This is a genomic window from Chthonomonas sp. (assembly GCA_016788425.1).
In the GTDB taxonomy this organism is placed as follows: domain Bacteria; phylum Armatimonadota; class Fimbriimonadia; order Fimbriimonadales; family Fimbriimonadaceae; genus JAEURQ01.
On sequence record JAEURQ010000002.1, the window covers coordinates 931,829 to 955,813 of the forward strand.

At 61.2% G+C, this 23,985-nt stretch carries 21 protein-coding genes; 10 read left to right on the forward strand and 11 right to left on the reverse strand.

The window, feature by feature from the left end; genetic code table 11:
• Nucleotides 1–167 precede the first annotated feature (167 nt).
• The 4 genes from rpsB to JNJ45_06525 all read left to right on the forward strand — a co-directional run bounded on the left by rpsB (nt 168) and on the right by JNJ45_06525 (nt 4,846).
• On the forward strand, nt 168–1,007 hold the full coding sequence (gene rpsB, locus JNJ45_06510; GenBank protein ID MBL8048317.1) for a 30S ribosomal protein S2: 840 nt from the start codon (nt 168–170) through the stop codon (nt 1,005–1,007).
• Between the two features lie 77 nt (nt 1,008–1,084).
• Complete coding sequence (locus JNJ45_06515; protein ID MBL8048318.1) at nt 1,085–1,912, forward strand: glycosyltransferase family 2 protein; 828 nt, start codon at nt 1,085–1,087, stop codon at nt 1,910–1,912.
• Nucleotides 1,893–2,795: a glycosyltransferase family 2 protein gene (locus tag JNJ45_06520; GenBank protein MBL8048319.1), complete on the forward strand. Its 903-nt coding sequence runs from the start codon at nt 1,893–1,895 to the stop codon at nt 2,793–2,795. Before JNJ45_06515 ends, JNJ45_06520 begins: the two co-directional genes overlap by 20 nt.
• Nucleotides 2,768–4,846: an O-antigen ligase family protein gene (locus JNJ45_06525; protein ID MBL8048320.1), complete on the forward strand. Its 2,079-nt coding sequence runs from the start codon at nt 2,768–2,770 to the stop codon at nt 4,844–4,846. Before JNJ45_06520 ends, JNJ45_06525 begins: the two co-directional genes overlap by 28 nt.
• Here JNJ45_06525 and mrdA read toward each other — a convergent pair.
• The 7 genes from mrdA to JNJ45_06560 all read right to left on the reverse strand — a co-directional run bounded on the left by mrdA (nt 4,817) and on the right by JNJ45_06560 (nt 12,264).
• On the reverse strand, nt 4,817–6,649 hold the full coding sequence (gene mrdA / locus JNJ45_06530) for a penicillin-binding protein 2 (GenBank protein ID MBL8048321.1): 1,833 nt from the start codon (nt 6,647–6,649) through the stop codon (nt 4,817–4,819). The two genes, JNJ45_06525 and mrdA, sit on opposite strands and share 30 nt — an antisense overlap.
• An 8-nt stretch (nt 6,650–6,657) precedes the next feature.
• Entirely contained in the window at nt 6,658–9,003 is a 2,346-nt protein-coding gene (locus JNJ45_06535; protein ID MBL8048322.1) for a transglycosylase domain-containing protein, read from the reverse strand.
• Between the two features lie 54 nt (nt 9,004–9,057).
• Nucleotides 9,058–10,110 (reverse strand): hypothetical protein, encoded by a 1,053-nt coding sequence (locus JNJ45_06540; GenBank protein ID MBL8048323.1) that lies wholly within the window; start codon nt 10,108–10,110, stop codon nt 9,058–9,060.
• A 9-nt stretch (nt 10,111–10,119) separates the two neighbouring features.
• On the reverse strand, nt 10,120–10,554 hold the full coding sequence (locus JNJ45_06545; GenBank protein MBL8048324.1) for a hypothetical protein: 435 nt from the start codon (nt 10,552–10,554) through the stop codon (nt 10,120–10,122).
• Nucleotides 10,554–11,183 carry a sigma-70 family RNA polymerase sigma factor gene (locus tag JNJ45_06550; protein ID MBL8048325.1) on the reverse strand — a complete coding sequence of 210 codons (630 nt, stop codon included), beginning with the start codon at nt 11,181–11,183 and terminating at the stop codon, nt 10,554–10,556. Before JNJ45_06550 ends, JNJ45_06545 begins: the two co-directional genes overlap by 1 nt.
• Before the next feature lie 72 nt (nt 11,184–11,255).
• Entirely contained in the window at nt 11,256–11,768 is a 513-nt protein-coding gene (locus tag JNJ45_06555; protein ID MBL8048326.1) for an outer membrane beta-barrel protein, read from the reverse strand.
• Between the two features lie 58 nt (nt 11,769–11,826).
• Nucleotides 11,827–12,264 (reverse strand): redoxin domain-containing protein, encoded by a 438-nt coding sequence (locus JNJ45_06560; GenBank protein MBL8048327.1) that lies wholly within the window; start codon nt 12,262–12,264, stop codon nt 11,827–11,829.
• A 200-nt stretch (nt 12,265–12,464) separates the two neighbouring features.
• Here JNJ45_06560 and JNJ45_06565 point away from each other — a divergent pair, with 200 nt between their 5' ends.
• The 6 genes from JNJ45_06565 to JNJ45_06590 are packed head-to-tail and all read left to right on the forward strand — an operon-like array spanning nt 12,465 to nt 21,501.
• Nucleotides 12,465–13,412 carry a MoxR family ATPase gene (locus JNJ45_06565; GenBank protein ID MBL8048328.1) on the forward strand — a complete coding sequence of 316 codons (948 nt, stop codon included), beginning with the start codon at nt 12,465–12,467 and terminating at the stop codon, nt 13,410–13,412.
• A 3-nt stretch (nt 13,413–13,415) separates the two neighbouring features.
• Nucleotides 13,416–14,657 (forward strand): DUF58 domain-containing protein, encoded by a 1,242-nt coding sequence (locus tag JNJ45_06570; protein MBL8048329.1) that lies wholly within the window; start codon nt 13,416–13,418, stop codon nt 14,655–14,657.
• Nucleotides 14,644–16,689 carry a transglutaminase domain-containing protein gene (locus tag JNJ45_06575; protein MBL8048330.1) on the forward strand — a complete coding sequence of 682 codons (2,046 nt, stop codon included), beginning with the start codon at nt 14,644–14,646 and terminating at the stop codon, nt 16,687–16,689. The genes JNJ45_06570 and JNJ45_06575 overlap by 14 nt, the downstream gene beginning before the upstream one ends.
• Nucleotides 16,686–17,714: a DNA polymerase III subunit delta gene (gene holA / locus JNJ45_06580; protein ID MBL8048331.1), complete on the forward strand. Its 1,029-nt coding sequence runs from the start codon at nt 16,686–16,688 to the stop codon at nt 17,712–17,714. Before JNJ45_06575 ends, holA begins: the two co-directional genes overlap by 4 nt.
• 25 nt (nt 17,715–17,739) lie before the next feature.
• Entirely contained in the window at nt 17,740–20,511 is a 2,772-nt protein-coding gene (locus JNJ45_06585; protein ID MBL8048332.1) for a zinc-dependent metalloprotease, read from the forward strand.
• A 9-nt stretch (nt 20,512–20,520) separates the two neighbouring features.
• Complete coding sequence (locus JNJ45_06590; protein MBL8048333.1) at nt 20,521–21,501, forward strand: hypothetical protein; 981 nt, start codon at nt 20,521–20,523, stop codon at nt 21,499–21,501.
• Nucleotides 21,502–21,503: 2 nt separating this feature from the next.
• On the opposite strand, the gene JNJ45_06595 is transcribed toward JNJ45_06590, so the two are convergent.
• From JNJ45_06595 to JNJ45_06610, 4 genes are read right to left on the reverse strand one after another with little or no spacing between them, the layout of a single operon-like run.
• On the reverse strand, nt 21,504–22,325 hold the full coding sequence (locus JNJ45_06595) for a hypothetical protein (protein MBL8048334.1): 822 nt from the start codon (nt 22,323–22,325) through the stop codon (nt 21,504–21,506).
• A 9-nt stretch (nt 22,326–22,334) separates the two neighbouring features.
• Nucleotides 22,335–22,730, reverse strand: a complete 396-nt coding sequence (locus JNJ45_06600; protein ID MBL8048335.1) for an acyl-CoA thioesterase — start codon at nt 22,728–22,730, stop codon at nt 22,335–22,337.
• Nucleotides 22,727–23,023, reverse strand: coding sequence for a DUF3240 family protein (locus tag JNJ45_06605; GenBank protein ID MBL8048336.1), 297 nt, complete (start codon nt 23,021–23,023; stop codon nt 22,727–22,729). Before JNJ45_06605 ends, JNJ45_06600 begins: the two co-directional genes overlap by 4 nt.
• A gap of 4 nt (nt 23,024–23,027) precedes the next feature.
• Nucleotides 23,028–23,984, reverse strand: coding sequence for a sodium-dependent bicarbonate transport family permease (locus tag JNJ45_06610; protein MBL8048337.1), 957 nt, complete (start codon nt 23,982–23,984; stop codon nt 23,028–23,030).
• Nucleotide 23,985 lies beyond the last annotated feature (1 nt).

Sequence of the window (23,985 nt, forward strand, 5' to 3'; positions counted from 1 at the left end):
TCACCGGCCACATCAGTCGGAGCCTGCAATCCAGGCTCCGATTTTTTGCGTGTCTGGTACAATAGGGGTATCTCTCAAGGGAGTGGTGGTCCTCGTGGTGCCCGGTTCGCCGGAGTTCGAGGACAAATCCATCGCCACTTTCTGACGGAAAACCAAAGGAAAAAAATATGGCAGTTACCCTTTCAATGAAGGAGTTGCTGGAGGCCGGCGTTCACTTCGGTCACCAGACCCGACGCTGGAACCCGAAGATGAAGCAATACATCTACGGCGCCCGCAACGGCATTTACATCATCGACCTTCACCAAACCATCAAGTTGTTTGAGGACGCCCTGCAGTTCGTTCGCGAACGCGTGGAAGAAGGCGGCAACGTTCTCTTCGTCGGCACCAAGAAGCAAGCCCAATCGGCCGTCGCCGAATCGGCCAAGAAGTGCGGCATGTACTACGTCAACGAGCGATGGCTCGGTGGCACGCTGACCAACTGGAAGACGATCCAGGGCCGCATCGCGCGCCTTAAGGAACTTGACCGCATGGTGGACGATGGTTACATCGAGCGCCTGCCCAAGAAGGAGCAGCTGATGCGCATGGCCGAACGCGCCGAGCTCAGCAAGAACCTCGACGGCATCCGCAACATGCCCGGTATGCCCTCGTGCATGCTCGTGGTGGACCTCAACAAAGAGGCCATCGCCGTCGCCGAGGCTCGCAAGCTCAACATCCCCATCGTGGCGATTGTTGACACCAACTGCGACCCGGAAATGGCCGACGTGGTCATCCCCGGCAACGACGACGCGATCCGCGCCATCCGCTTGGTGATGCAAAAGTTCAGCGAAGTCTGCCTTGAAGCTCGCCCGCTGAGCGATGCCCTTACCGAAGGCACCCTCAACGAAGACGGCGAAGTCCAAGAAGACGGCGAAGCCGTGACGATGGGCGCTGTGGAAGAAGAACTGATGCGCGCCTTTGGTGGCGAGTTCAGCGAAGGCTTCATCGAGAAGGACGCCGAAAAGGCCTAAGCGACCTCATCACCAACACCGTGCCGAACCCGAGTGGAATCCCCCGCCCGAGTTCGGCACGCTCACTTTAGCCCCCGATGATTTCCATCCTCATCGTGAACTGGAACACCTGCGACCTCCTGCGCGCGTGCCTGGCCTCGTGCCGCGAACACGCGCCAGACGCCGAGGTGATTTTGGTGGACAACGCCAGTACCGATGGCTCGGCGGGCATGGTTCAAGCCGAGTTTCCCGAGGTGCGACTCCTCGCCGAAACCACGAATCACGGTTACGCAAAAGGCAACAACCTCGCTATTGCCGTGGCCAGCGGCGACACGCTCTTGACCCTGAACCCGGATACAGAGCTGCAACCGGACACGCTTGACGTCACGCTCAGAGCCCTGCATGAGCAACCCAAGGTGGGGGTGGTGAGTTGCCGGTTTATCGGGCCGGACGGCGAAACCCAGCGCAGCGTGCGCGGCTTCCCTACCCTGGGCGGGATCGCGCTCGACCTCCTGCGCTTGCCAAACCGCTACCGACAAAGCAACTTCGACTACACCCGCTCGCAGGTGTGCGAACAGCCGATGGGCACCTACCTGCTGTTCCGGCGCGAGGCGTTACCCGACCCCAAGAAGCCCTTTGACGAGAGCTTCCCGATCTTCTTTAACGAGGTCGATCTGCTGCGCAGGATGCGCAACGCGGGTTGGCTTGCGTACTACTGCGCCGACACGCACATCCGTCATCACGGCGGAATGTCCACGCGACAAGTGCGAAAAGCGATGATCTGGGAATCGCATCGCAGCCTTTTGCGTTATTGTTCAAAGCACACTCGCGGCGTGGCGCGCGCCTTCTTGCCGCTGTGGAGCGTCGTCATTTGGGTTGGGGCGTTCGTGCGCGCCCGAGGATTCCATGCCGGATTTCGACCTTAGCATCACGATATGTAGCTGGAACGCGGTGGAAGATCTCCGTCGTTGTTTGGCCAGCTTGCGCGAGCGAACTGGCGAAACCAAGTTCGAAGTCATCGTCGTCGAGAACAACTCCGAAGATGGCTCCGGCGACATGTGCCGCGCCGAGTTTCCGGAGTTCACCTGCCTTCAGCAAACTCAAAATTTGGGTTTCACCGGCGGACACAACCTCGCGAGGTCACACATCCAGGGGCGGCACTGGTTCCCGCTGAACAGCGACACCGTGGTGCACGAAGGCGCGCTGGCCAAGTTGGTGGCGTTTGCCGATAGCCGCCCCGACGTCGGCGTGGTCGGACCAAAGTTGCTCAACGGCGACGGCTCGCTGCAGTACAGTTGCCGCCGGTTCCCCAACCCGGTGGCGGCGGCGTTCCGCAACACGTTTCTCGGGCGGATATTCCCCAACAACCGATTTACACGGGAGTACCTAATGCGCGACATGGATCACAAGGCGACGTGCGAAGTGGACTGGGTGTCGGGCGCGGCGATCCTCATTACCGAGACTGCCCTTCCCCACCTCGGCCAGTTCGATCCCGAGTTCTATATGTTTTGTGAAGACGTGGATATCTGCCGCCGAAGCTGGGATATCGGGCTCAAAGTCGTGTACTTCCCCGAGGCCGAGATTACGCACCTCATCGGGCGGAGCACAGACAAAGCGCCCAAGGCAATGACCTGGCGGTTCCACCGCAGCATGCTGCTGTACTATCGCAAGCACATGGTGAGTAAGTTGCCGCGCTGGGTGCGGCCCTTCGCGGTGTTTGGCGCGGCGACCGCGCTGAGCCTCCGGGCGAGCACCTTCCTCCTCAAAAATAAGGTTCAAGAATGGAAACGAGCACTTCGACGCGGTTAGATTCGGTTTCGGTGGCGCAAGTCCTGCTGTTTGTGGGTCTCGCGCTCAGCGTGTTGCTGGGCGGCACCATCGCGCTCGACACCATCCGCGCCATGTCTGAGGGGCTGCTGCCAACCCTGTTCGCCAGTAACGAGCTGCCAATATGGCAGCATGCGTTGGCGGCGGTGTTCCTTTGCGGATCGTTGCTGGTGACCATGCTCACGCGTCGAGTGGTGGTGTTACCCGCAGGCAAGGTCAGCATTGCCGGATTCTGGTTCCTGAGCGTCTTGGTTCTCTCGTGCCTGTCGTCGCGGTTTCTCTCGACGAGCATCGTTTCGGTGCTGGAGTGGACCGTGTACGGCGCCACGTTTCTCGGGGCGATCTCCTGCCTCGGACGGACCCGAGGTCCAGTCCTTTGCACGCAAGTGATCGTCGGGGCGATCGCCGTTCTCGCGCTGCTCGGCATCCGCGAGTTCGGCCAGATGAAGGCGATTGACCCGAGTTGGCGGATTATGGCCGGCTGGATGAACCCCAACATCCTGGGCGGCATGTTTGTGCTCGGCCTGCTTCCCGCCATCGGCCTCAGCGCGACCGCGCCAAAGCCCGCGCAGAGGCTCTCGTTTGGGCTCATCGCGGTGGTCATCGGGTTCGGCCTGGTGCTCACCCAAAGTCGCGGCGCGTTGCTCTGCGCGATGGTTGGGGTTGCCGTGTTTGGCCTCGCGATGGCTCTTCGCCGTCAGGGAAAGGTGCTGGCCGTTGCGGCGGTGATCGCCACTCTGATCGTTGGCATGACGTGGCTGCAAGGTCGCACCGCCGCCGCGCCGGGCGTGGCTTCGGCCGGTGCCGCGAGCCGACTGGGCAACATCGCGGCCACCCAAAACCAATCCATGACGTTCCGCGTGAACCTGTGGAAGACCGCGCTGGACCTGAGCAAGTGGCACGCCATGGGCACCGGCCCGATGACGTTTCAGCACTATTCGGGCGAGCCGGGACGCGTGACCAAGACCACGCTCGCGCACAACAGCTTTCTGCAACTCGCCGCAGAATCATCTTGGCTCGCGCCGATTTTGCTGCTCGGCGTGATCGGGCTCAGCCTGTGGCAGGTGCTGCGCAATCAGCATGCCGCGCGGCCCGAAGCCAGCGTGCTTTCGGCATCAATCGCCGCCGCGCTGATCGCCGGGCTCGCCAACAACCTGCTCGACAGCCAGTTCTATCACTTTGGCTACGGCGTCATTTTCGCCTGTCTGGTCGCGGTCGCCACCCAGCTTTCGGCGGACAGTTCCGCGCCGGAGATCCTGCCCAAAACCATGCGCTACTCGGCGGTGCTCATCGCGGCGACGTTCCCCATGCTCGGGCTTCTGTACTTTGGGTGGAGCGAGCACGCCCGCGCATCCGCTAACGCCTCGGCGCTGGCGAGCGCCCCGATTCCGGAAGGCGCAAATTTCGCCGCCCAGGCCCTGCTGGCGAGTTCCGCGACCGATCGCCGGGCGATGCTGAAGGCGGCCGCCGATGCCGCGCCGTCCGCCAAAAACCTCCGCAGACTCGCCGCGTTTGACCTGGCGGCGGGCGAACTGGACCTCGCTTTGCCGAGCCTGCTGGCCGCTCGTCGCCTGGAGCCGGGCGACCCGCAAGTGCTGGCGCTCCTGTACGAAATCTATCGCGCCGAAGACAAGGAGCCGGCGCGCCGTGCGATCCTCCAGGAAGCGTTGGCCGCGTACGACTCGCCCTATGGCCAAGTTCGATCGCTGCCCGACCTCATTGTCACCGACCTCGCGGGGATGCTCTTGCGGGAGAACGAGATAGCCCCGAACGAGGAATACAAGCGCAAGGCGGCGGCGATCTATTTCCAGTATTGGCAAACAACCTGGCCACAAATCATCGCGATGCCCGCGGAGTTTGCCGCGCAGACAGGCTACGCCGGGGAAACGCTTCCCGAGGCGGTGAAGAAGCTGCGCGAGTTGCAGCCGTTGCTGCCTTTGATCAGCGGAGTTGACCCCACCGAAGCCGCCACCAAACTCACCGCCGACATTGAGAAGGGCGAATCAATTTTGAGTAAGTTGAACCTGCGCTGAGGGCGGCACGGGCTTTTTACCCGCCTTGATATCGAGGTACTTCTTGATCACGGCAGTGCCGATGGGTGCCGCCGCTTCGCTGCCGTGACCCGCGCGCTCGGCCAAAATTGCCACCACGATGCCGGGCTTATCCATTGGCCCAATGCCGACAAACCACGAGTTGGTGAGGTGCTGACCGCGCACTTCCGCGCTCCCGGTTTTACCGCCAATCCGCACGCCCGGCACCTTGGATCGGGCCGCAGTGCCATACGAAACGACGCCTTCCATCGCGCCCAAAAGCGCATCCCAAAACTGCGGAGGCGCATCGAGTTTGTGCAAGAGCTCCGGTTGAATCCGGGTCGGCTGCTTGCCGCTATCCGGATCGAAGACCGTGCGCACCAGGTGCGGGCGGTAGCTGCGGCCCCGGTTGGCGACAAACGCCGCGACCTGCGCCATCTGCAGCGGCGTCGTCGAGACCTCGCCTTGCCCGATGCTAAAGTTGGCGATTTCACCGCCCATCATGCGGTCCTCGCCGCGGTAGCGCGTGATGAAATCCGCGGTCGGCACCGTTCCACGGCCGTCGCCGCCAATGTCGAGGCCCGGCTTTTCGCCGAGTCCCACCAACTTGCAAGCCTCGCGCAGATGCGCCTTGCCCGCAATGTTGTAGCCCAGGTTGATAAAGAACGTGTTGCAGCTCTTGACGAACGCGTTGTGGAACGAGATGCTGCCGTGATGCCCGAGGCACTTGATCGGGCGCCCTTTGCCGCCGAAGAAGTAGCCACCGGCGCAGAACGCGGTCGTGCCAGTGGAGAATTTCCCGGCGAGTTGAGCCGCGATCGCGGTCACAATTTTGAATGTCGAACCCGGCGCATAGGCAGCTTGGAGCGCGCGGTTGAACAACGGTTTGCGAGGGTCACTGGTGATCGCGTCGTATTCGGCGGCGCTAATTCCGCCAAGAAAGAGCGACGCGTCGTAGGACGGCTTGCTCACCAGGCACAGAATCTCGCCGGTGCTCGGTTCGATCGCCACGACCGCTCCGGTCAGCGGCCCCAGCCGATCATAGGCGAACTTTTGGAGCTCGTCGTCAATCGTGAGTTCCAGCTTTGCGCCCGGAGTCGGGCTATCCACGCCGATGCTGCGCACCGGCCGCCGCTTAGAATCTACTTCCAGGGTTTCCTTGCCGGGCAGCCCCATGAGAAATGCCTCGTAGCTCTTCTCGACGCCGGTTTTGCCGACGAACATGGCTGGCTCTTTGCCTTCTTCGCGGATTCGCTTGACATCCTCGGCGTTCGGCGATTGAACATAACCAAGCACGTGCCCGAGCGTCTCCGCGTTCTTGTAGTATCGCATTGGCATCCAATCCACGCGAAACGCGCTGCGAAAGTCTGCGTCAACATTGCCCCACTCCTCGATCTTGGTGGCGGCGGCCAAAGTGACCTCGGCCTTGATCGGGGTTTCCACGTAGGGACGCCACTTCTCGCGCTCAATCTGCTTGACCAGTTTGTCGGTTGAGAGCCCAATGAGCGCCGCGACTTGCGCCTGATACTTCTTGCTGGCGAGCGCAAACTTGGGCGTGGCGACCACCACCACCTCGCGGCGCACACCCGCGATGAGGGTTCCCCGCCGATCCACGATCATGCCGCGCGGCGCGAGTTGCTTAATATCGGTCGTGCGAGACCGCTTGGCCTCGGCGATCAACTCATCCGCCGTGGCGACCTGGAAGTACCAAAACCGGAAAAACAGGCCGACCAGCCCCAGGGTGAGCAGGCTCGGCAGAATCGCGGTGCGGCCCGAGATGGAGTCGCCGCGCTCCTCGTGAATCACCGACAAGGCTAGTGGCCCCCGGCGTGATCCTTACGGCAATAGCGCTTGGGGCCCTCGCCGCGCCGATAGCGCATGGGCCGCTGCTCGGGGCAACTGCTGGAAGCCAGCAGCCCACTGTCGGGGCAAATGTAAACCGTTTCGTAGCCACCGCCGCCCTCTTCCGGAGTGGTTCGCTCGGGTCGCGGACGGTCGCGATCGCGGTCCCGATCTCGATCGCGATCGGTGTCGCGATTGTTGGTCGCTGGAGTCGCGTTGGGCTCCGGCTGGGGATCGTCGGGCTCGATCGGAGTGATGTCGCCATCCGGACCCGGCTCAACATCAGGCTCTTGCACGTCGGCGGTGCGTTCGGTCTCATCGCGCCGCTTGCGACGGTTGGTGCTGTTGGGCGAATCTTGGCTCCAGAACGAGTAGCTTGGCCGCGGCGAGCGCTCTTCGCTGACCATGCGCTGGCACTCCTTCATAATGCCTCGCCACATCTGAATCGTGACGGTGCCACCAAACACGGTCCGGTTCATTTCGGGGTAAATCCAGCGGCCCTTAGTATCTTTGGTTTCGCCGCTAATCCAGCCGATGCCGAGCAGCTCATCCGAGTAACCGCAGAACCACGCATCGCGGTTGTCGTTGGTGGTTCCGGTTTTGCCGCGGGCGTTGCGAATATCCCGACCCCGCGTGGCCGTACCCTCGTTGATGACGCCGCGCAGGAGGTAATCCATGAACTCAAGCGTCGTCTTGCGCAGGCCGCTGACTTGCGGATCGGGCACAAACGACTTGAGCGTCCGGCCATCGGGGCCTTCGATGCTGACGATGCCGTAAGCGGGTCGGCGCTCGCCTTCATTTTGGAAAACGCTATAAGCGCCGGCCAGCTCCATCGGCGTGACTTCCGCTGTGCCGAGCGCGAGCGAAGGCACCGCCGGTAGGTCGCTGACAAAGCCAAACGCCGAAGGCGCGCGCTGGGTAAAGCGGCGCGGCCCAAGCATTCGCAAGGTATCAATGGCCGGCAAGTTCTTGCTGAAAATGAACGCGTTGTAAACGTCCATCGAACCGCCCACCGTGCCGTCGGAGTTCTTGGGTTCCCACTTGCGACCGGTGCCCGGGTCGAAGATGTCTTGCGGGGGCTCGTTGCTCAGCGAGGAGTGCGGCCCGATTGCTCCGGTGTCAAAGGCGATCGCATAGATAAAAGGCTTGAACGAAGAGCCCGGCTGACGCTTACCATTAGCGATGAAATTAAACTGATTGCGCTCGTAATCGACGCCGCCGACCATCGCCTGCACGCGGCCTTCGCGATCGGTGAGCAAAAACGCTCCGGTATTGACGCTGCGGTAATCATCGACCAGCTTGCGAACTTCGCGCTCAGCGACAAGTTGCATATCGTAGTTGAGCGTGGTTTGAATGCGGTATCCGCCTTGCGAGAGGTCAATTTCCGGCATGCGACGATTGATCTCGTCGAGCACGTAGTCCACAAAATAAGGCGCCTTCTTCTTGCGCTGGGATGTTCGACTGCCCTGCGCGACAACCTGCTTGCTCAGGTCTTCCTTGATCGCCGTGTCGTACTCGGCGCTGGTGATCATGTTCTCCTCCTTCATGGTGCGGAGAACATCGTTACGAGCCTCGGTCGCGGCGTTGACGTCGGTAATCGGGTTGATGCGGCTCGGACGTTGCACACACCGGGCGAGCGCGGCGGCCTGCCCCCAGGTCAACTGGTCGAGTTTCTTGCCGAAGTAAGTGTCGGCGGCCTTGGCAATCCCGTAGGCTTGGTTGCCGTAATAGACCTGGTTGAGATACATTTCCAGGATCGTGTTCTTGGAATAATGCCGCTCGATCTGAATCGCCATGGCAGCGTCGTCAATCTTGCGCTGGAATGTCTGCGCCGAGTCGGTATAGACCCGCTTGGCCAGTTGCATGGTGATAGTCGAACCACCGCCCTTAATGCTGCCCGCCTTGGCGTTGGTGACCAGCACGCGGAACACCGACCAGGTATCAATCCCGCCGTGCTCGTAAAAGCGTTTATCCTCGGCGGCGAGCGTGGCTTGAATCACGCGCTTTGGTATGTCGTCGAACTTCACCGGGAGTCGCTTTTCGGCGGCGATTTCCCACAGCACAACGGGGCGACTGTCGGCGCTGAGAATTTGGCTGGGCGCGCTACTCAGAACCGAGCGATAAACCTCAAGCCGCGGGAGCTTAGTTTGCGCTTCGTTGAGTTTGCCGGTCCACCACACGTAACCCGCGGCCATGCTGACCCCGAACAAACAGAACACGGTGGCACCGAAAATTTTCCATTTGCGCTTGCGGGAAGACTTGACCTTGACGGCCTTCTTATTCGCGGGTTGAACCCGGGCTTTTGCTGGGCGAGCCACTTACTCCAATTATAACGGGTCAGAGCCCATATTCGGTGCCCAGCGGGGCCAAAGTCACTTGCGGACCACAATCAAACTGCGGGCGAGGGTTTGCAATTTGGACTTATCGAACGGTCCCATGAGCACGCATGAGTATTCGCCGTACTGCCATTTGTGAATGGCGCCCGGCCCACCGGGACCACGACGGCCCGCGTTTTCGAGGCGATCATCGCTCAGCGCGCCCTTGACCACCATCAGTGAGAGTCGGCCCTGGCCGCTCCCGTACATGCTGATCATCGAGGTGCGCCCGCGGAAATCGCGCATCATCGCGCTTTCCAAGCTCAGCGAACCATCGCTCAGCAGAAGCGCGGGGAAATTGACTTTCTTCGACGCTCGAACCAGCAAGGCTTGCGGCGTCACGATGACGGCACCGGCGCGGCGAATCGTGAAGTCGGCGTCGCTGGGCTTGACATCGTAGTTGATGCGGCGAAACTCCATCAGCGAAATCCGGCGACCGGTAAAGTCGTAACCCTCGCGCTTGAGCATCACGCCCGAAGCGGGGTCGAACCACATTTTTTGCATTGCGTTGCCGCGATCATCCATCACCGCGACCAGTTTGGTCTTGCGGTTGGCAATCGCGCCGCCATCTTTCGTGATCACTTTGATCCCCGGAGGCGCTTGGCGCTTTTCGCCCATGTTGCCGATCTTGCGGCGAAACTCGTCGCGCACGCGCGGCATCGTGTGAATCTCGTTGCTGGCCGCAAAGTAGTGCATGCGCTGCTTGCCGTTGTCCACAATGACTTCGCCGTACTTGTCGCTGTCCTTGTTGAACTCCACCCGGCGACGCGCGCCATCCACGAGCACATTCTCGGACCCGCGCAACCAGCCGTCGGGCGTCATGACTTCTTGGTAACGCACGCCGGAATACCGCGCCTTTTGCTCGAGCTCAAGGTACTTCTTAATGACCTCAAACTCGGGGCCGCGCATGTGCATGCCGGGGCCACGTTGGCCGCCGCCTGGGCCACCAGGACCGCCCGGACCACCAGGCCCGCCCTGCGCTTGCACGATCAACATCGCGCCTAACGCCAGCGTGGCAAGTCCAATGCGGTTCCAGGTGAAAACTTTCATCTTGATTCCTTAAAGGCTATCGTCCGGATTCTCCATCCATTCAAGCACATCTTGGTTGACCGGTTGAGCCCCGTCGTCTACCAGTAGGCCCGCGCTCGCTTGTTGAACAAGCAGCTCGTGGCTGGCGACCATGTCGGCTTCGATGGAGCCGGCCGGCCCCATCACCTTCGTGGTCGGGGCGAGCATCGCCCAGGCCAAGGCAGCCGCGGCGGCGCCAGAGGCGAGTCCGCCGACCAGGAACCAAGGTCGTCGCTTGGGTTTGGGTTGCAAGGCCAATAGTCGCTCATTCAGCTCACTGCGCCAAGCCAGCGAGGGCTCTTCTTGCGGAAGCGCGCCCACCGGCGAGGTGGTTTGCTCGGCCAAATGCGAATCAAGCCAGGCCTCTTCCGCTGCCGTCAGCGGAAGCTCCCTTGCTAGCTTGTCCATTAACTCCTTCTCGTTCATTAGCGTGTCGCTCCTTCTAAATATTCCTTAAGATACTGTTGTAAAAAGTTTCGAGCCAAAAAGAGGCGGCTCTTGACGGTGCCGACGGGGATCCCGACGGTCGAGGCGATTTCCTCGTAGCTCATTTCCTCCTGGTCGTGGAGGACGATGACGGTGCGCAGTTTATCGCTCATGCGGGCGAGGCCGTTGCGGACCATGGTGTGCAGTTCTTCGTCGAGCACCTCTTGATCGGCGGTGTTGCGGGTGTCCGCCACATCCCATGTTTCACCGGTGTTGGCCGAGTTGGCGTCGAGGCTAGCGCGGACCGGGTTACGGTCTTCGCGACGAGCTCGATCGACGCACAAGTTGTGGGCGATGCGGAACAGCCACGTGCGTAGCGACGAACGACCGTCAAATCGGTTGAACGCCTGGTAGGCGCGGATGAAGACTTCCTGCGTGATGTCGAGGGCTTCCTCGCGGTTGCGCACCAACCGAATGACAAAGCCCAGGACGCGCGACTCGTACGCATCCACCAGTTGGCTGAATGCTTCGTAACTTTGACGTCGACACTTTTCGACGAGTCTTGCTTCTGTTTCCGCGTCGAGTTTTGGCGTCACGTTCAATGCTTGGAGTCCGTAGACCGCTTCCATACAAAAGGAGAAACGAACAACATTTCCGATTGTTCAGTTTCTCCTTTGAGTTCCGTAGAACCGGTCGTTATGCTAGAACCGGATACCGCCGAAGAAGCCCAGACCATTGAGTTTGCTGCGCGAGCTACCCATGTACTTGGCTTCGATGAACAGCGGCAACGACTGACCCTTGAGGTCCATGCCGAGGCCGACTTGGTAAGCAATTCCAGTCTTGTTATCTCGCGACGGAGTGGAGCCGCCCGAAAGTTCTTGGGTGAAGTTCAGACCCGCGCCGACCACGTAGTAGATGTTGTCTTGCAGGCTAGCGCGGTAGTAGCCGACGATCGGCGTTTGGCGGAAGTCGTTCTTGCTGGTGAAGTCCACCGAGATGCCGTAGCTCGCGGCTTGGCCGGTCTCGCTGGCGAACTTCAGATCGCCGAGCTTGTAGTCAACACCGAAGCCAAACCAGGTTTTGCCGGCTTGCTTGGCGCGTTGAGCGGTCGGGAAGAAAAAGCCAGCGCGAGCCGACAGTCCCATCGGCTTGGCGGTTTGCGCGAAAACCGCCGCGGAGGCGAAAACGAGGGCGAGTACGGAGAGTTGCTTCATGCGGATGTACCGTAACGAAGTACGTTCAACGCAGGCTAACTGATTCCGAAAAATTGACCTAGAGCCCGCAACCCGACATGCGCTTGGCCGGATAGACCTTGCTCGTGAACTTCACGCCCGTGCGCTTGGTGAGCTCGGCTAGGACTTTTGGCCCGAAGCCTTCGAACTTCACGCGGTCTTTTCCTTGCACAATCAGCACGTCCAGGCTGTGCTTCCCACCGAGTTGGCGACTGCGCGTGGCGTCGGGATCGGCCATCAATGTGAAGTTGGTTTTCAGTTTCTTTTGGGTGGCTTCCACGTCCTTCGTCGGCACCGTGATGAAGGCCATCAGGGCGCCTTTCCCCTTCAAATCGGTTGAAAGTTGGCGCAGAGCCGGGAGCGCGGCCGCCGTGTGCGGGCAGGTGTCCTTGAGGAAGACATACACGTGCAGCGAATCCTTGGCGAACCCAACGGCGAAGGAAACCAGCAACAAGAAAACCGAAGCGAGTTTGCGCATGGATTCATTATGGGGAAAAGCCGGGAACCCTGGCCCGGCCATCGGCGACAAATACTCGGAACTGGTTCGCCAGAACCAGACAACAGAAAACTCAGCATCCTCAGTCGGTCCACCTCCATGGGCCGACTTCTGTTTTTTGGGCTCGACGGATGAACCGATGCCGCCTCAACTCTCGTTGATGAACTAGAATGATCGGAGTCATGTCGCAGGTGCAGGAAATCAAGGGGCTGAGCGAAGCCCTGATCAACGAGGTCGGAAAGGCCGTGCTGGGCAAACGCGAGGTCATTAGCGACGCTGTGCTGTGCCTTCTCTGCAATGGGCACGTGTTGCTGGAGGACATTCCCGGCGTCGGGAAAACAACCCTGGCCAAGGCTCTTGCCCGCGCTATTGGCGGCATCTTTAAGCGAGCGCAGTTCACGCCCGACATGCTCCCCGCCGACGTGACCGGCGCCGCGATTTATCTTCAAAACGAGCAGCGGTTCGAGTTTCGCCCCGGCCCGCTCTTCGCCAACGTCATTCTGATCGACGAAATCAATCGGGCGACGCCAAAAACCCAAAGCGCCTTGCTCGAAGCGATGGAAGAACGGCAGGTCTCGGTGGATGGTGAAACCCATCCGCTGCCGAAGCCATGCTTTGTCATTGCGACCCAAAACAACATCGAGATGACCGGTACTTACCCGCTGCCCGAAGCTCAACTCGACCGATTTTTTGCTCGCCTTAGCCTGGGTTACCCCGGTCGCGACATCGAGGCGGACATGCTGCTTAGCCGCCAGACCGACGATGTGATTGACTCGGTGGTCCCGGCGATCACGCTCGATCAACTGGTGTCGGCGCAAACCGCTGTGCGCGAGATTGGGGTGAGTGACGCGATTCGCGAGTACATCGTGAGCATCGTTCACGAAACCCGCGAGCACGCCCTGCTCACGCTCGGCGCGAGTCCGCGCGGTTCGCTCTACATGATGCGAGCCGCCCAGGCCAAGGCGGCGATGAGTGGCGACGAGTGGGTCACGCCCGACCACGTGAAGGCCGTCGCGCCGCTGACGCTCTCTCACCGCGTGATGGCGCGTGGTGAAGTGCGCGCCCGTGGGACCACGAATCAGGAAATCATTCGCCAGATTTTGAACTCGGTGACGGTGCCCATCCCCTAAGCCATGGTTCGGCGTCTCGCCCGCCTCGTCCTCACGACATCAGCCCTTTTCCTGCTGGTGATGGCGATTTTGATCAACTCGCCGGCGCTGTTTTACATGGCGACGGCGATGGCGGCCACAATCGCCGCGTGCGCATTTCAGGCGTATCTTTCGGTGCGCGGACTGCAGATTCAGCGCATCTCGCCGCCGGCGGTCAACTTCGGCGAAGTCGTCACGGTCAGCCTCATCGTCCGGAGCGAGCGCCGGATCAAACGGCCTCTGATTCAGGTTTACGACAAACTTCCGGCGCGTCTGCGGTTTAGTCAGCGGACGTGGAGTTTGCCGATTGCGCCCGCATACGACCAGCCCATCCAAACGCGATACAGTTTCCGGCCCTTGCGACGCGGCGTATTTACGTGGAGCGAGGTCGAAGTCAACGGAACCGACACCTTGGGGCTGGTCACGAAAAGCAAAGTGTATGAAGCCGAGCAGGCTCAACTGCTGGTTTATCCCGCGCCGCTCCCTGTCAACATCGACTTGCGTCCCTCAGGCGGCGTCGGCACCAGCGAGGCCGAATCAGGCCGATTCCGAGGCTCCGGCCTCGAACCGCGCGGCATCCGCGAATACGTTCCGGGCGACCCCCAGCGCTACGTTCACTGGACCAGCAGCGCGCGTTCGCGCAACCTCATGGTCAAGGAGTTCGAGTCGGGCGCAGGGCTCGCCGCACTCATCTTCATTCAGCGCTTGCCCGAAAGCGATTTGGCGCACAACGGCCTCACCTCGTTTGAGGTCGCTTGCGGCCACATTAAGTACCTGGCCGAGCAGTTCATCAAAATGGGCGCGAGCGTGGACTTTCCGAGCCTGCCCGGCGGTCAAACCCAGGGCAATCCGGGTTGGGACGAGCGCCGTCAGCAGGTGGATCAAGTCCTCACCCACATCAATCCCGACCAGACTTTTGGGCTCGCCGAGGAACTCGCTGATTCGCGCTCGCTGTGGCAGGGTCAGGGGTCGGTTTATCTGTTTTTGAGCGTCGCTGAGCCGGGCCTGCCCGACCTCATCGCTCGTCACCGGGATAACGAATGGGTGTGCCTTCTCTATGATGCGCAGGACTATTCGCCGCCGCGCAAAGGCCAAGCCGCGAGTTCGACCGAGTATCTAACCCAGCTTGAAAGCGCGGGCGCGAAGGTTCACCTTATGCCGGCCGTGGTCGAATTCCAACGTCAAGTGGAGGCGCACCGCGCCCGAGGAGTGTATGCGACGAGTTGACCGCCAAGTCACGTGGGTCGATCACCTGCTGACCCTGATCGCGGCCATGTGTATCTGCTTTGTCAGCGGCAACTCCATCGGTCGCCCCGGCATCAGTTGGTTTTTCTTGCCGATCGCCCTGGTGTGCGGGGTGCTTGGCTTTGGGCTCGGCAAACTCGCCAAAGACCGCAAGATCGAATCGTACGACTGGGCCCTTTACTGCGCGCTGGCGGCGGTGATTATCTTCAACATCCGGCTGCTCAACGAAGTGCTGCCCGACGATGGCTTCCCGTTCCAAATCGTGATGATGAGCTTCCTGTCGTGGCTCATATGCGTCGGCCAATTGGTGACGTGGCGCGACACGACGATGGCGTTCCATGCCGTGCCGTGTATCGCCGCCTTCGGCTTGGTCGGCGCGTTCGATTACAAGGCCACGCCGTACGTATTCTTCGCGTTCCTGCTCTGCATGTCGAGCCTGTTCTTCCGGGTTCATGCCCGATCCATGCTCCGGCGCGCGGAAGCCAGTTTCGCCCTGAGTTCGGACCGCGAGGAAATGGGCGATCAGCAAAAGCTCTGGGAGCGCGCGTTTGCCACCGGGGCGTGGCGATGGATGGCGGGCACCGGTTGGGCCCTCACCTCCGCGCTGATTATCGTGGTGCTCAGCTTGCTCGGAGCGCCGCTGGTCCAGTATTCGGTGCAATCGGTCGCCGGACGGGTCGCGTTTAATCTGCCTTCGCGGCCGCAGCAGCGCCCTATGCTCGGAGGAAACTCGAACCCCGACGGGAGTTTGAGGCTAGGCAACGGCCCGCCAAGCCAGGCCGGTTTTCCCCTGTTCAAGTTTAGTTGCGAAGCTTCGAGCTACTGGCGCACCGAATCGTATGATCGCTACACCGGTCGGTCTTGGCGAAATTCGTTGGCGAATCGCAACGCCACGCTCGTGCCGTTTTCTCAGGAGGAGCTCAAAGAGACCTACCCTAACCACCGCGAAGTGCCGTTTACGGTCAAACGCGTGCGGCTGGGTTTAAGCTACAACGGGGGCACGTCGCTCCCGACTCCGGGAACCGTCGTTCGCATGGACACCCGGAAGCACACGTTCCGGGTGACGCCCGATCTCGCGATTCTACAGCAGTTCGGCGCCGATCCCAAAATGAGCGGACAATCGCTGTTCGCCCCGCCCGATATGCAGCCGGGCCGGTCGGTGCCGCCGCCCGAATATCGCGGCATGCTGCCGCTCACCGAAGTCGGCGACCGCACTTGGCTCAACCCCATGCTCTGGGAGGCGACCGAGGGCGCTTCGACCGACTACGAAAAAGCGCAAGCCATCGCCCGGTGGATTGCGCGGCGGTGTAACTATAACCTCAAGGTTGAGGCTCCGCCGCAGGACGTGGACGTAGTGGCGTACTTCCTGACCAACAGCAAGGAAGGCTATTGCGACCTCTTCGCCAGTTCCATGACGTTGCTCGCCCGCAAAGCCGGGCTTCACGCGCGGATGTCGGGCGGCTTTTTAGCCGACGACAAACCCGACGAATATGGGTTTGTCACCGCCACCGACAAAGAAGCCCACGTCTGGTGCGAGGTGTACTTTGAGAATGTCGGGTGGGTGATTTTCGATGCCACCGAAGGTGCCCGCGACGTGACGCCCGCCGAGGGCGGCACAAAGACCAACCGAGAACTGCTGGATCGAATCGTGCAAGGCACGATCATCGCGGTTGGCATCGCCGGGCTCATCGCGATTGGCTTTGCGCTCCGCACCGATCGCCGCAAGCTGGCCGAACGGACCACGCAATCGCAGCTTGGCGTTCACTACCGCAGCTTCTTGGCCAAGGTCGAAAAGGTCACGCAGCGCCCCTGTCTGCTTGCCGAAACCCCGCTGGAATATCTCTCCCGCGTGAAGCATCGGCTGGGCGAAGGTCGAGCCGAGGCCGAGCAGCTGGCGCAGATGTTCACACGGCACCTCTTTTCCCCGGCCGGACCGCCGGATGAAGTGGTGAAAGAGATAGAATCTAGGGTGCAAACGCTTCGGCGGACTCTGCGCCCGCAGGACTCTCTTTGAAAAACGAAATCGCCCATGCCGCCCAGCAGCGCGTCGTCCTTTTAACCGGCGACGAGCCCACCATGCGGCTCCAAGCCCTGCGCGGGATCGTGGCGATTCACGAAGCCGAGGGCGATGAGTTTGACCGCGAGACCCTGATCTCCGATGGCCAGTCCCTGCGCAATACAATTGGCGCGGCGGGCACGACGCCGTTCCTCAGTTCCACCCGGGTGGCGGTGCTGCGCAACGTGCTGCGCGAGGACCTCGACGAAGCGGACTCGCTCAAGGCTCAACTGGCCGCCTTGCCCGAATCGGCGCGGCTGATCTTGGTTGCCGACGAGGAAGCCAACGAGCGCCACAACAAGAATAAGTCCGCCCTGGAAAAGCTGGTTAAGGCCGCCGGCGGCTTGGTCCTCAGCTTCAAGGTGGACCCCAAAAAGGCGGTGGATGAGATCCGTGTCGAGGCCGATCGGCGCGGCAAAAAGCTATCGCCGGGTGCGGCCCGAATCATGATCGACATGGTCGGCGGAAGCTACAGCAGCGCGCTGGAGGAACTCGACAAGCTCGAACTGTATGTGGGTTCGGCCGCCGCGATCACCGAGCAAGACGTGCAGAAGGTGGTCACGGCCTCGCGCGAGTACAACGTCTACAAGCTCACCGACGCGATCGTCGCGCGCAACCCGGCGGAGGCGATGCGCCAACTTGCGGTGCTCATGAGCGGTGCGCAAAAGGTCGGCGACGCGATGATCGGCTCGATCTTGCCCACCATGCTGCGGCAGGTCCGCCTGATTTACCAAGCCCGTTGCCTGCACGATTTCGGTGACAAGTGCGCCGCCGACTTCCCCGAAAAGCCGAACTTCAACACACTCACCGATTGGCAGCGACGCCCGGTGATGGAAGCCTCGCGCAAGCTCACGTTGCCTCAGATTGTGCAACTGATGAACCTGCTCTCCGACGCCGATGCCCGAAGCAAGGGCATGGTGGAAGCGTCAAACTCGCCTTCGGAAAACATGGAACTGCTGATCCAGCAGGCCACCCTCGTTTGATCGGCGGGTAAAGTACCCAATACTTATGCGATCGCTTCGGCTTTCCTCGCTGGCCTTGTTGGCCCTCCTCTCCGCTGCCGCCCTGGCGCAAACGGCTGAAATCAAAAAAGACGATCCGCCCAAGCCGGACCCCAAGATTGTCGAATACGACAAGGCGATTAAGGACCTTCCGAAAACCGAAGGGCCGGTGACGCTCTACATTCGCAAGAAGGACATCCTGATGGAGATTCCCGAGTCGAAACTCGGCAAGCTGTTCTTCCTGCAAGGCGCGTGGAACACAGGCTTCTCGGTGAACCAGCAGCAGGGCCTGCCGCTGGCCTTGCCAACCGGCGAGAACTTCAGCACGGTGGACATGTTCCGGCTGGAAAAGCAGCAGGAAGACCGCGTGTGGATGATCCGCCCGAACACGAAGTTTCGCTGGCAGCAGGACGATCCGAACCTGGAAGCGATCAAGCGCACTTTCCCCGAGGCGTTCTACCAAGACTTCCGCATTGAGCAAACGCACCCCGAAAAGAAGCTGCTGCTTATCAACGTGACCGGCCTCTTCAGCGGCGACCTTTTCAGCCTCACTAAGTCGCTTTCGCAAGGCGGCATGATGGTCACTCCTGACCGCGAGAAGACTCGCGTGGACAAGGTCACGGGCTCGCCGGACGTGCTGAGCCTGCGCATGGACCACTTCTACACTGCCCAAGAAGGCGGCCAAGCCAACCCACTCCTGGCTCTCCTCGGCATGGCGGGCGGCGGCACGCACCAAGAAGACTCGCGCTCGATTAACTTCAAGATCACGTACAGCATGTACTTCCGCGATGAGAAGAGCACCTACCGGCCGCGCCTTGGCGATCCACGCGTGGGTTACTTCACCAACGACCACTTTAGCTTTGAGCGCTACTACCGTGACGACCGCATGGTCAAGTACATCAATCGCTGGAACCTGCAAAAGAAGGACCCGAATGCGGCCCTGAGCGAGCCGGTGAAGCCGATCACCTGGGTACTTGATACATCCATTCCGACCAACTATCGCGAATGCTTCCGCCGCGGAATGCTCGATTGGAACCGCGCCTTCGAAAAGATTGGTTACAAGAACGCCATCGTCGTGAAGGACGCTCCGGCGGGCAAGGATTACGACCACGCCGATGGCCGCAACAACGTCATCCGCTGGACGGTGACCTCGGAAGGTGACGGCGCGATTGCCCTGTTCCGCTCCGACCCCATGACCGGCGAAATCATGAACGCCGCGATCAACGTGGATGGCACGTTTGCAGTGGGCGTGGATGACTTCTATCGCACAGTGCTGCCGACCAGCCCCGGCCTCATGATGAAGCTGTTCCGGCAGTCCATTAGCGATGCCGTTCCCGGCCAATCCGAGGCCGCCGAGAAGATGCTCCAGAATCCGGGCATCTCGCCGCTCGCCGGTTTGGCCGAGGCTCAGCTGACCAAGAACGGTTGGCACCATGATCAGTGCGGTTATGGCCGCGAACGCATGGCCCGGCTGAACTACAATCTCAGCGCGATCAACGCGCGAGGCATGGCGGGCATCTCGAAGCAAAAGCTCATCGAGGACTACATTCAAGACACGGTCGCTCACGAATTCGGCCACACTCTGGGTCTGCGCCACAACTTTGCCGCCTCCACCAACCTCACCACCGCTCAGTGCGGCGACGAGGCCCTGGTGCGCCGCGAAGGCTTCGCCAGCAGCGTGATGGACTACATCGACATCAACATGGTGGCCGTTCTCAACGGTCGCGGCGTGCTCATCAACCCGGGCATCGGGGCCTACGACATGCACGCGATTCGCTACGGTTACTCGGACATCAAGGCCGACACGCCGGACGGCGAGCGCTTTGCCCTCAGTCAAATCGCGAAGGATGGCGGCAAGCCGGGCTTGCGCTTTATGACCGACGAGGACGCCGACCGATTCGACCCAACCGTGCAGCGTTGGGACTCGGGCAAGGACCCGCTGGCCTACAACGAAACCACAATGCGCGTCGCCCGAAACACCATGAACTGGGCGATCAAGAATCTGCCAAAGCCAGGTGAAAGCTACGCCAAGCGCAACAAGCTGATTTCTACGGCGCTCACGCAGATCGTCGGCCAAGCGAGTCGCGCAAGCCGCTTTATCGGTGGCCTTCGCGCTAGCCGCACCTACGCGGGTGACGTTGGGCAACTTGCGAACCTGACGCCCATTCCGGCCGCTGAGCAGCGCCAAGGCTTGCGCCTGGCGACTTCGGTGCTCAACGCCTCGTTTGGCGATCTGCCGGACTCGGTGCTGAATTCTTTCGCCGAGGACTTTAACGCCGACGCGGGGGCCGGAACGGCGACGTTCCGCTCACTCTTTGCGATGATGCAGCAGCAGGTGTTGGGTTCGCTGATGAACGCGGGACGCATCAGCCGCATCATCGAAAACGAGTTCAAAACGAAGACCGGTGCCTACACCGTGGACGAGCATTACGCGGCGATTAACAACGCCGTGATGAGCGAGTTCGCCGGCACCGCCGCGATTCGCCCGCTGCGCCGCGATCTCCAGCGCAACTACGTCATCGCGCTGCTGGATCAAGCTGGCGGCGTGGAAGGCGCGGTGCGCGACGACGCCCAACTGGTGGCCCTAGCCAACCTCAAGGGCGTGCGCAAGAGCTGCATGACCTACGCGGCCAAGGCCAGCGGCGTCAGCAAGCTCCACGCCGAGCATCTGGCCGAAGTCATCACGCTATTCCTCAACCGAACGCGTGTCACGGGCGTTGAAGGGGGTGGAGGCGGCGGCGGACTCGATCTGGCGGCCCTGCTTGGAGGCAAGAACTAAACCACAACCATGCCGTTGGGACAGTACGAAATCACCGCGCTTGAGCTGCTCGCCGAGTTCCAAAAGTTCTCGGCGGGGGTGATTTCCGGCCCGGCGCTCAAGCCAGCGAATCGCTCGGCGTTTCACTGGCCACCGCATTCGGTGGCGGTCGACTATCACGTGCAGGCAAGCGAGTGGACCGAGACGCTCGACCTGGAGATCGAAGGCGAGCGACATGCGGTGCGACTGGCCTACACCCGCAACGGGGTGTTCGGACAGATGCCCGACTTTGGCAACGATGCTCGCGCCGACAGCGCCGAGAAGGTGCTGAAAAAGCTAGCCGAAGGCGTCAAGCCGCTGTTCCGTCGGCAACGCGAGTTGGCCACGCTGCTCGGCTTGCCCGGTCGTTACACCGAGCGCATTTCTACATTGTCGCCGGTCGGGTTGGTGCGGCTGCTCTACGCCGCCGATCGCGATATCTCGCATCAGGCGTGCGTCGAGATTGAATCCCACGCCAGCACGGCGGTCTTCGGGCCGACCTTGGTGGCCGTGCTCAGCGACACCTCGCATCCGCATCGTCGGGCCGCGCAGTGGGCGGTTCTTGACCTGTTTGAGGACCTGTCTAGCTACTTCCCCTCGGTCGAGGCGCAAGCCGCCGCCATCGAGGCGATCCGTAACCTGATGTGGGAAGCGCCCGAGGACTACGCCCGGACGATTTACAAGGCGGGCGTCGTGCTGGGCGGACACATCTGCACCGAGGCGAGCGCGGCGGTGTTGCTCGAATGCTTTGAGGCGCCAAGCAAGTTCGCGCGTCGCAGCGCGATCCACGCGAGTTTCCACCTAGTGGAGTGGATGCCGGAGGCCAAAGACGCGGTGCTCGCCGGACTTCAACGCCTCGCCGAGAGTGACCCCGATGGGATTCTGCAAGCGTACGCCGACGGCATGGCCAGCGATATCGCGCGCGGCCTCACCGACCACATTGACGACGTGTTCTTCCCCGAAGAGCAGTAGTCTTACGGCAGCGCGCGGACTTTCATCTTCAGCCAAATTGTGGTTTCGAACGCCTGGGGTTTCGGTTCTCCGGCGGGCGCGTTGCCGCCGCCCATCATGATCCGCACCTTACTCTCCGTGTCAATCGAGTGCAGTGAGGTTGTCGCCATGTCCAGCCGCATTTCGGTGTTCATGCCAACCTCCATTTGCATCTTGAGAATGTCAATATCAAAGTCAATCGGCAAGGTTGCGTGGGACTCAAACAGGCCAATGCCGTCTTTGACCCCAATGAACTGTGTGACCGCCTGGCCGATGGTCGTGAGTTCACTGGGCTGAGCCCTTCGCACCTGAACGTTTAAGTTGCTGAGGCTCTCCTTCGTCACGTCCCAGTAGTCGCCCACCGTTACGCGCCCCGTGGTGAACATCGGAGCGGCCATGAATGTGCCGGCGGTAATGTCACCATCCTTGCTTTCGGGCGACATCATGTTCAGGAAGGCCGCCGGATTGTTGGACGGGTAATTGATCGCCAGTTTGGTTCCCTTCTTCCATTCCAAAAAGTCGGGCGGAACCTTGTTTGGATGCATGTCTGAGGTCGAGATCGCGCGAACAGTTAGGTCCGCGTACACTCGCTCACGAGTGACCCCTGTAATTGTCTGCGTGACTTCGAGCACAACGAAGGCGCTCAGGGACATGTCGTCGGCGGGGTCGCTGCTCTTGCCGCTCACATTTACGCTCACCTGATGGCGCACAACGCTGCCCACTTTGGGTTGGAAGTTCAGCCGATAGGTCTGGGCGGAGGCCAAAGCTGGAACGGCGAAAAGCAAGACGAAGCCGCGTGTCTTCATGCCACAACGTTACCCGGCGGGGCTGAGCATTGCACGGTATTTATCGGGAATCGTGACCGCCTTGCGCTCGCGGCCCATCACCACGTGCGTGGTGCTGCCCGTCGCTCGGAGTACGTCGCCCGACCAGATTTCGTAGTGGAACGAGAACGACACTCGCTTGACTTCACCCGCCCAAGCGCGAATGGTCACCTCTTCGTCGTACATGATCTCGCGTTTGTAGTCAATGGTCACGTTTACCACCGGCAGAAAGAAGCCCTCGGCCTCCATGCTAGCGTACGTAAAGCCCGCTTGACGGCACCAATCCGTTCGAGCCACTTCCAGCCACACCAAGTAGTTGGCGTAGTAGGCGTGACCCATCTGGTCGGTTTCGGCGTAGCGCACCCGCAGCGTGGTTTCGCTGATCACGTGTACTTCTCGCCTCGGAGCACGGTCGCATCCACCACGTAGGCAATCACCGCGTAATTCTCAAAGTAGTTCTCTTCGATGTGCGCGAGAATAGCGGACACCGTGGCCTGGCTGGCCACGATTTCAAAGCGAATGTTCTGGCCTTCTAGGTCGCTGGTGCGGCGTCCGCGCGATCCCTGACCGCGCACCTCCGACTCGGTGAAGCCAGTTGCGCCCAGCCGTAGAATGTCGTCCACCAAGCGGCGACGGAGCGCGCTTTCGGCGATGATGGTGAGAAGTTTTGCCTGTGCCATAAGCCTATGATCGCTGCGAGAGGGCCACCGCCATCAGGTGATAGAGCGGCAACCCGAGCGAGAGATTGAACGGAAACGTGATGCCGAGCGCGGCGGTGAGACTGAGGCTGGGGTTGGCCTCGGGGATGCCGACGCGGACCGCGGCTGGCGCGGCAATGTAGCTGGCGCTGGCGGCCATCGCGCCCAGAATGGTGCAGCCGCCCGGGCCGAGTCCGCACCAATGCCCGACGAGCACTCCCAACGCACCTTGCGCGATCGGCGCGAGGATGGCGAACGTCACCAAAAACCCGCCGACGCGCTTGACATCGCCGAACCGCCGCGCGGCGACCATGCCCATTTCGAGCAAGAAGATGACCAGCAGCCCGGAGAACGCGCCCTTGAACACCGGCGCGACCGGCGCGAAGCCTTTTTCGCCGGCGGCAAGACCCATGATGAGCCCGCCTACCAGCAGGATAACGCTCTTGCCGGAGACGATTTCGGCCAGGGCGGGGCCGAGGTCACGACTTCCCTGCTTGCGCGCCAAAAGCAGCGCGATGATGATCGCCGGAACCTCGAGAATAGCGACGAGGGCAGGCATGAATCCTTCGGGATTGTCGCCCGCCCGAGTGGCGAAGGCGACTGCCGCCATGTACGTCACCGCCGAAACCGACCCGTAGTGAGCCGCGATCGCCGCCGCGTTCGCCCGGTCGAACTTGCGCCGCAATACGGCAAACGCCACAAGCGGAATGAGAACGCCCAAAGCAAGCGTGCCCAGCATCGGCCACGCCACCTGCGAAAACGAGGTGTTGCTCAACTCGACCCCGCCCTTGAGGCCGATGGCGAGGAGCAAATACACCGAGAGGGCGGAGTAGATTTGCTCCGGAATCTTGAGGTCGCTCCGAACGAGCGTCGCGATTGCGCCGAGCACAAACGCCAGCACGATGGGCGAGCACAGATTTTGAAGAATCAACTCGCCCGACATG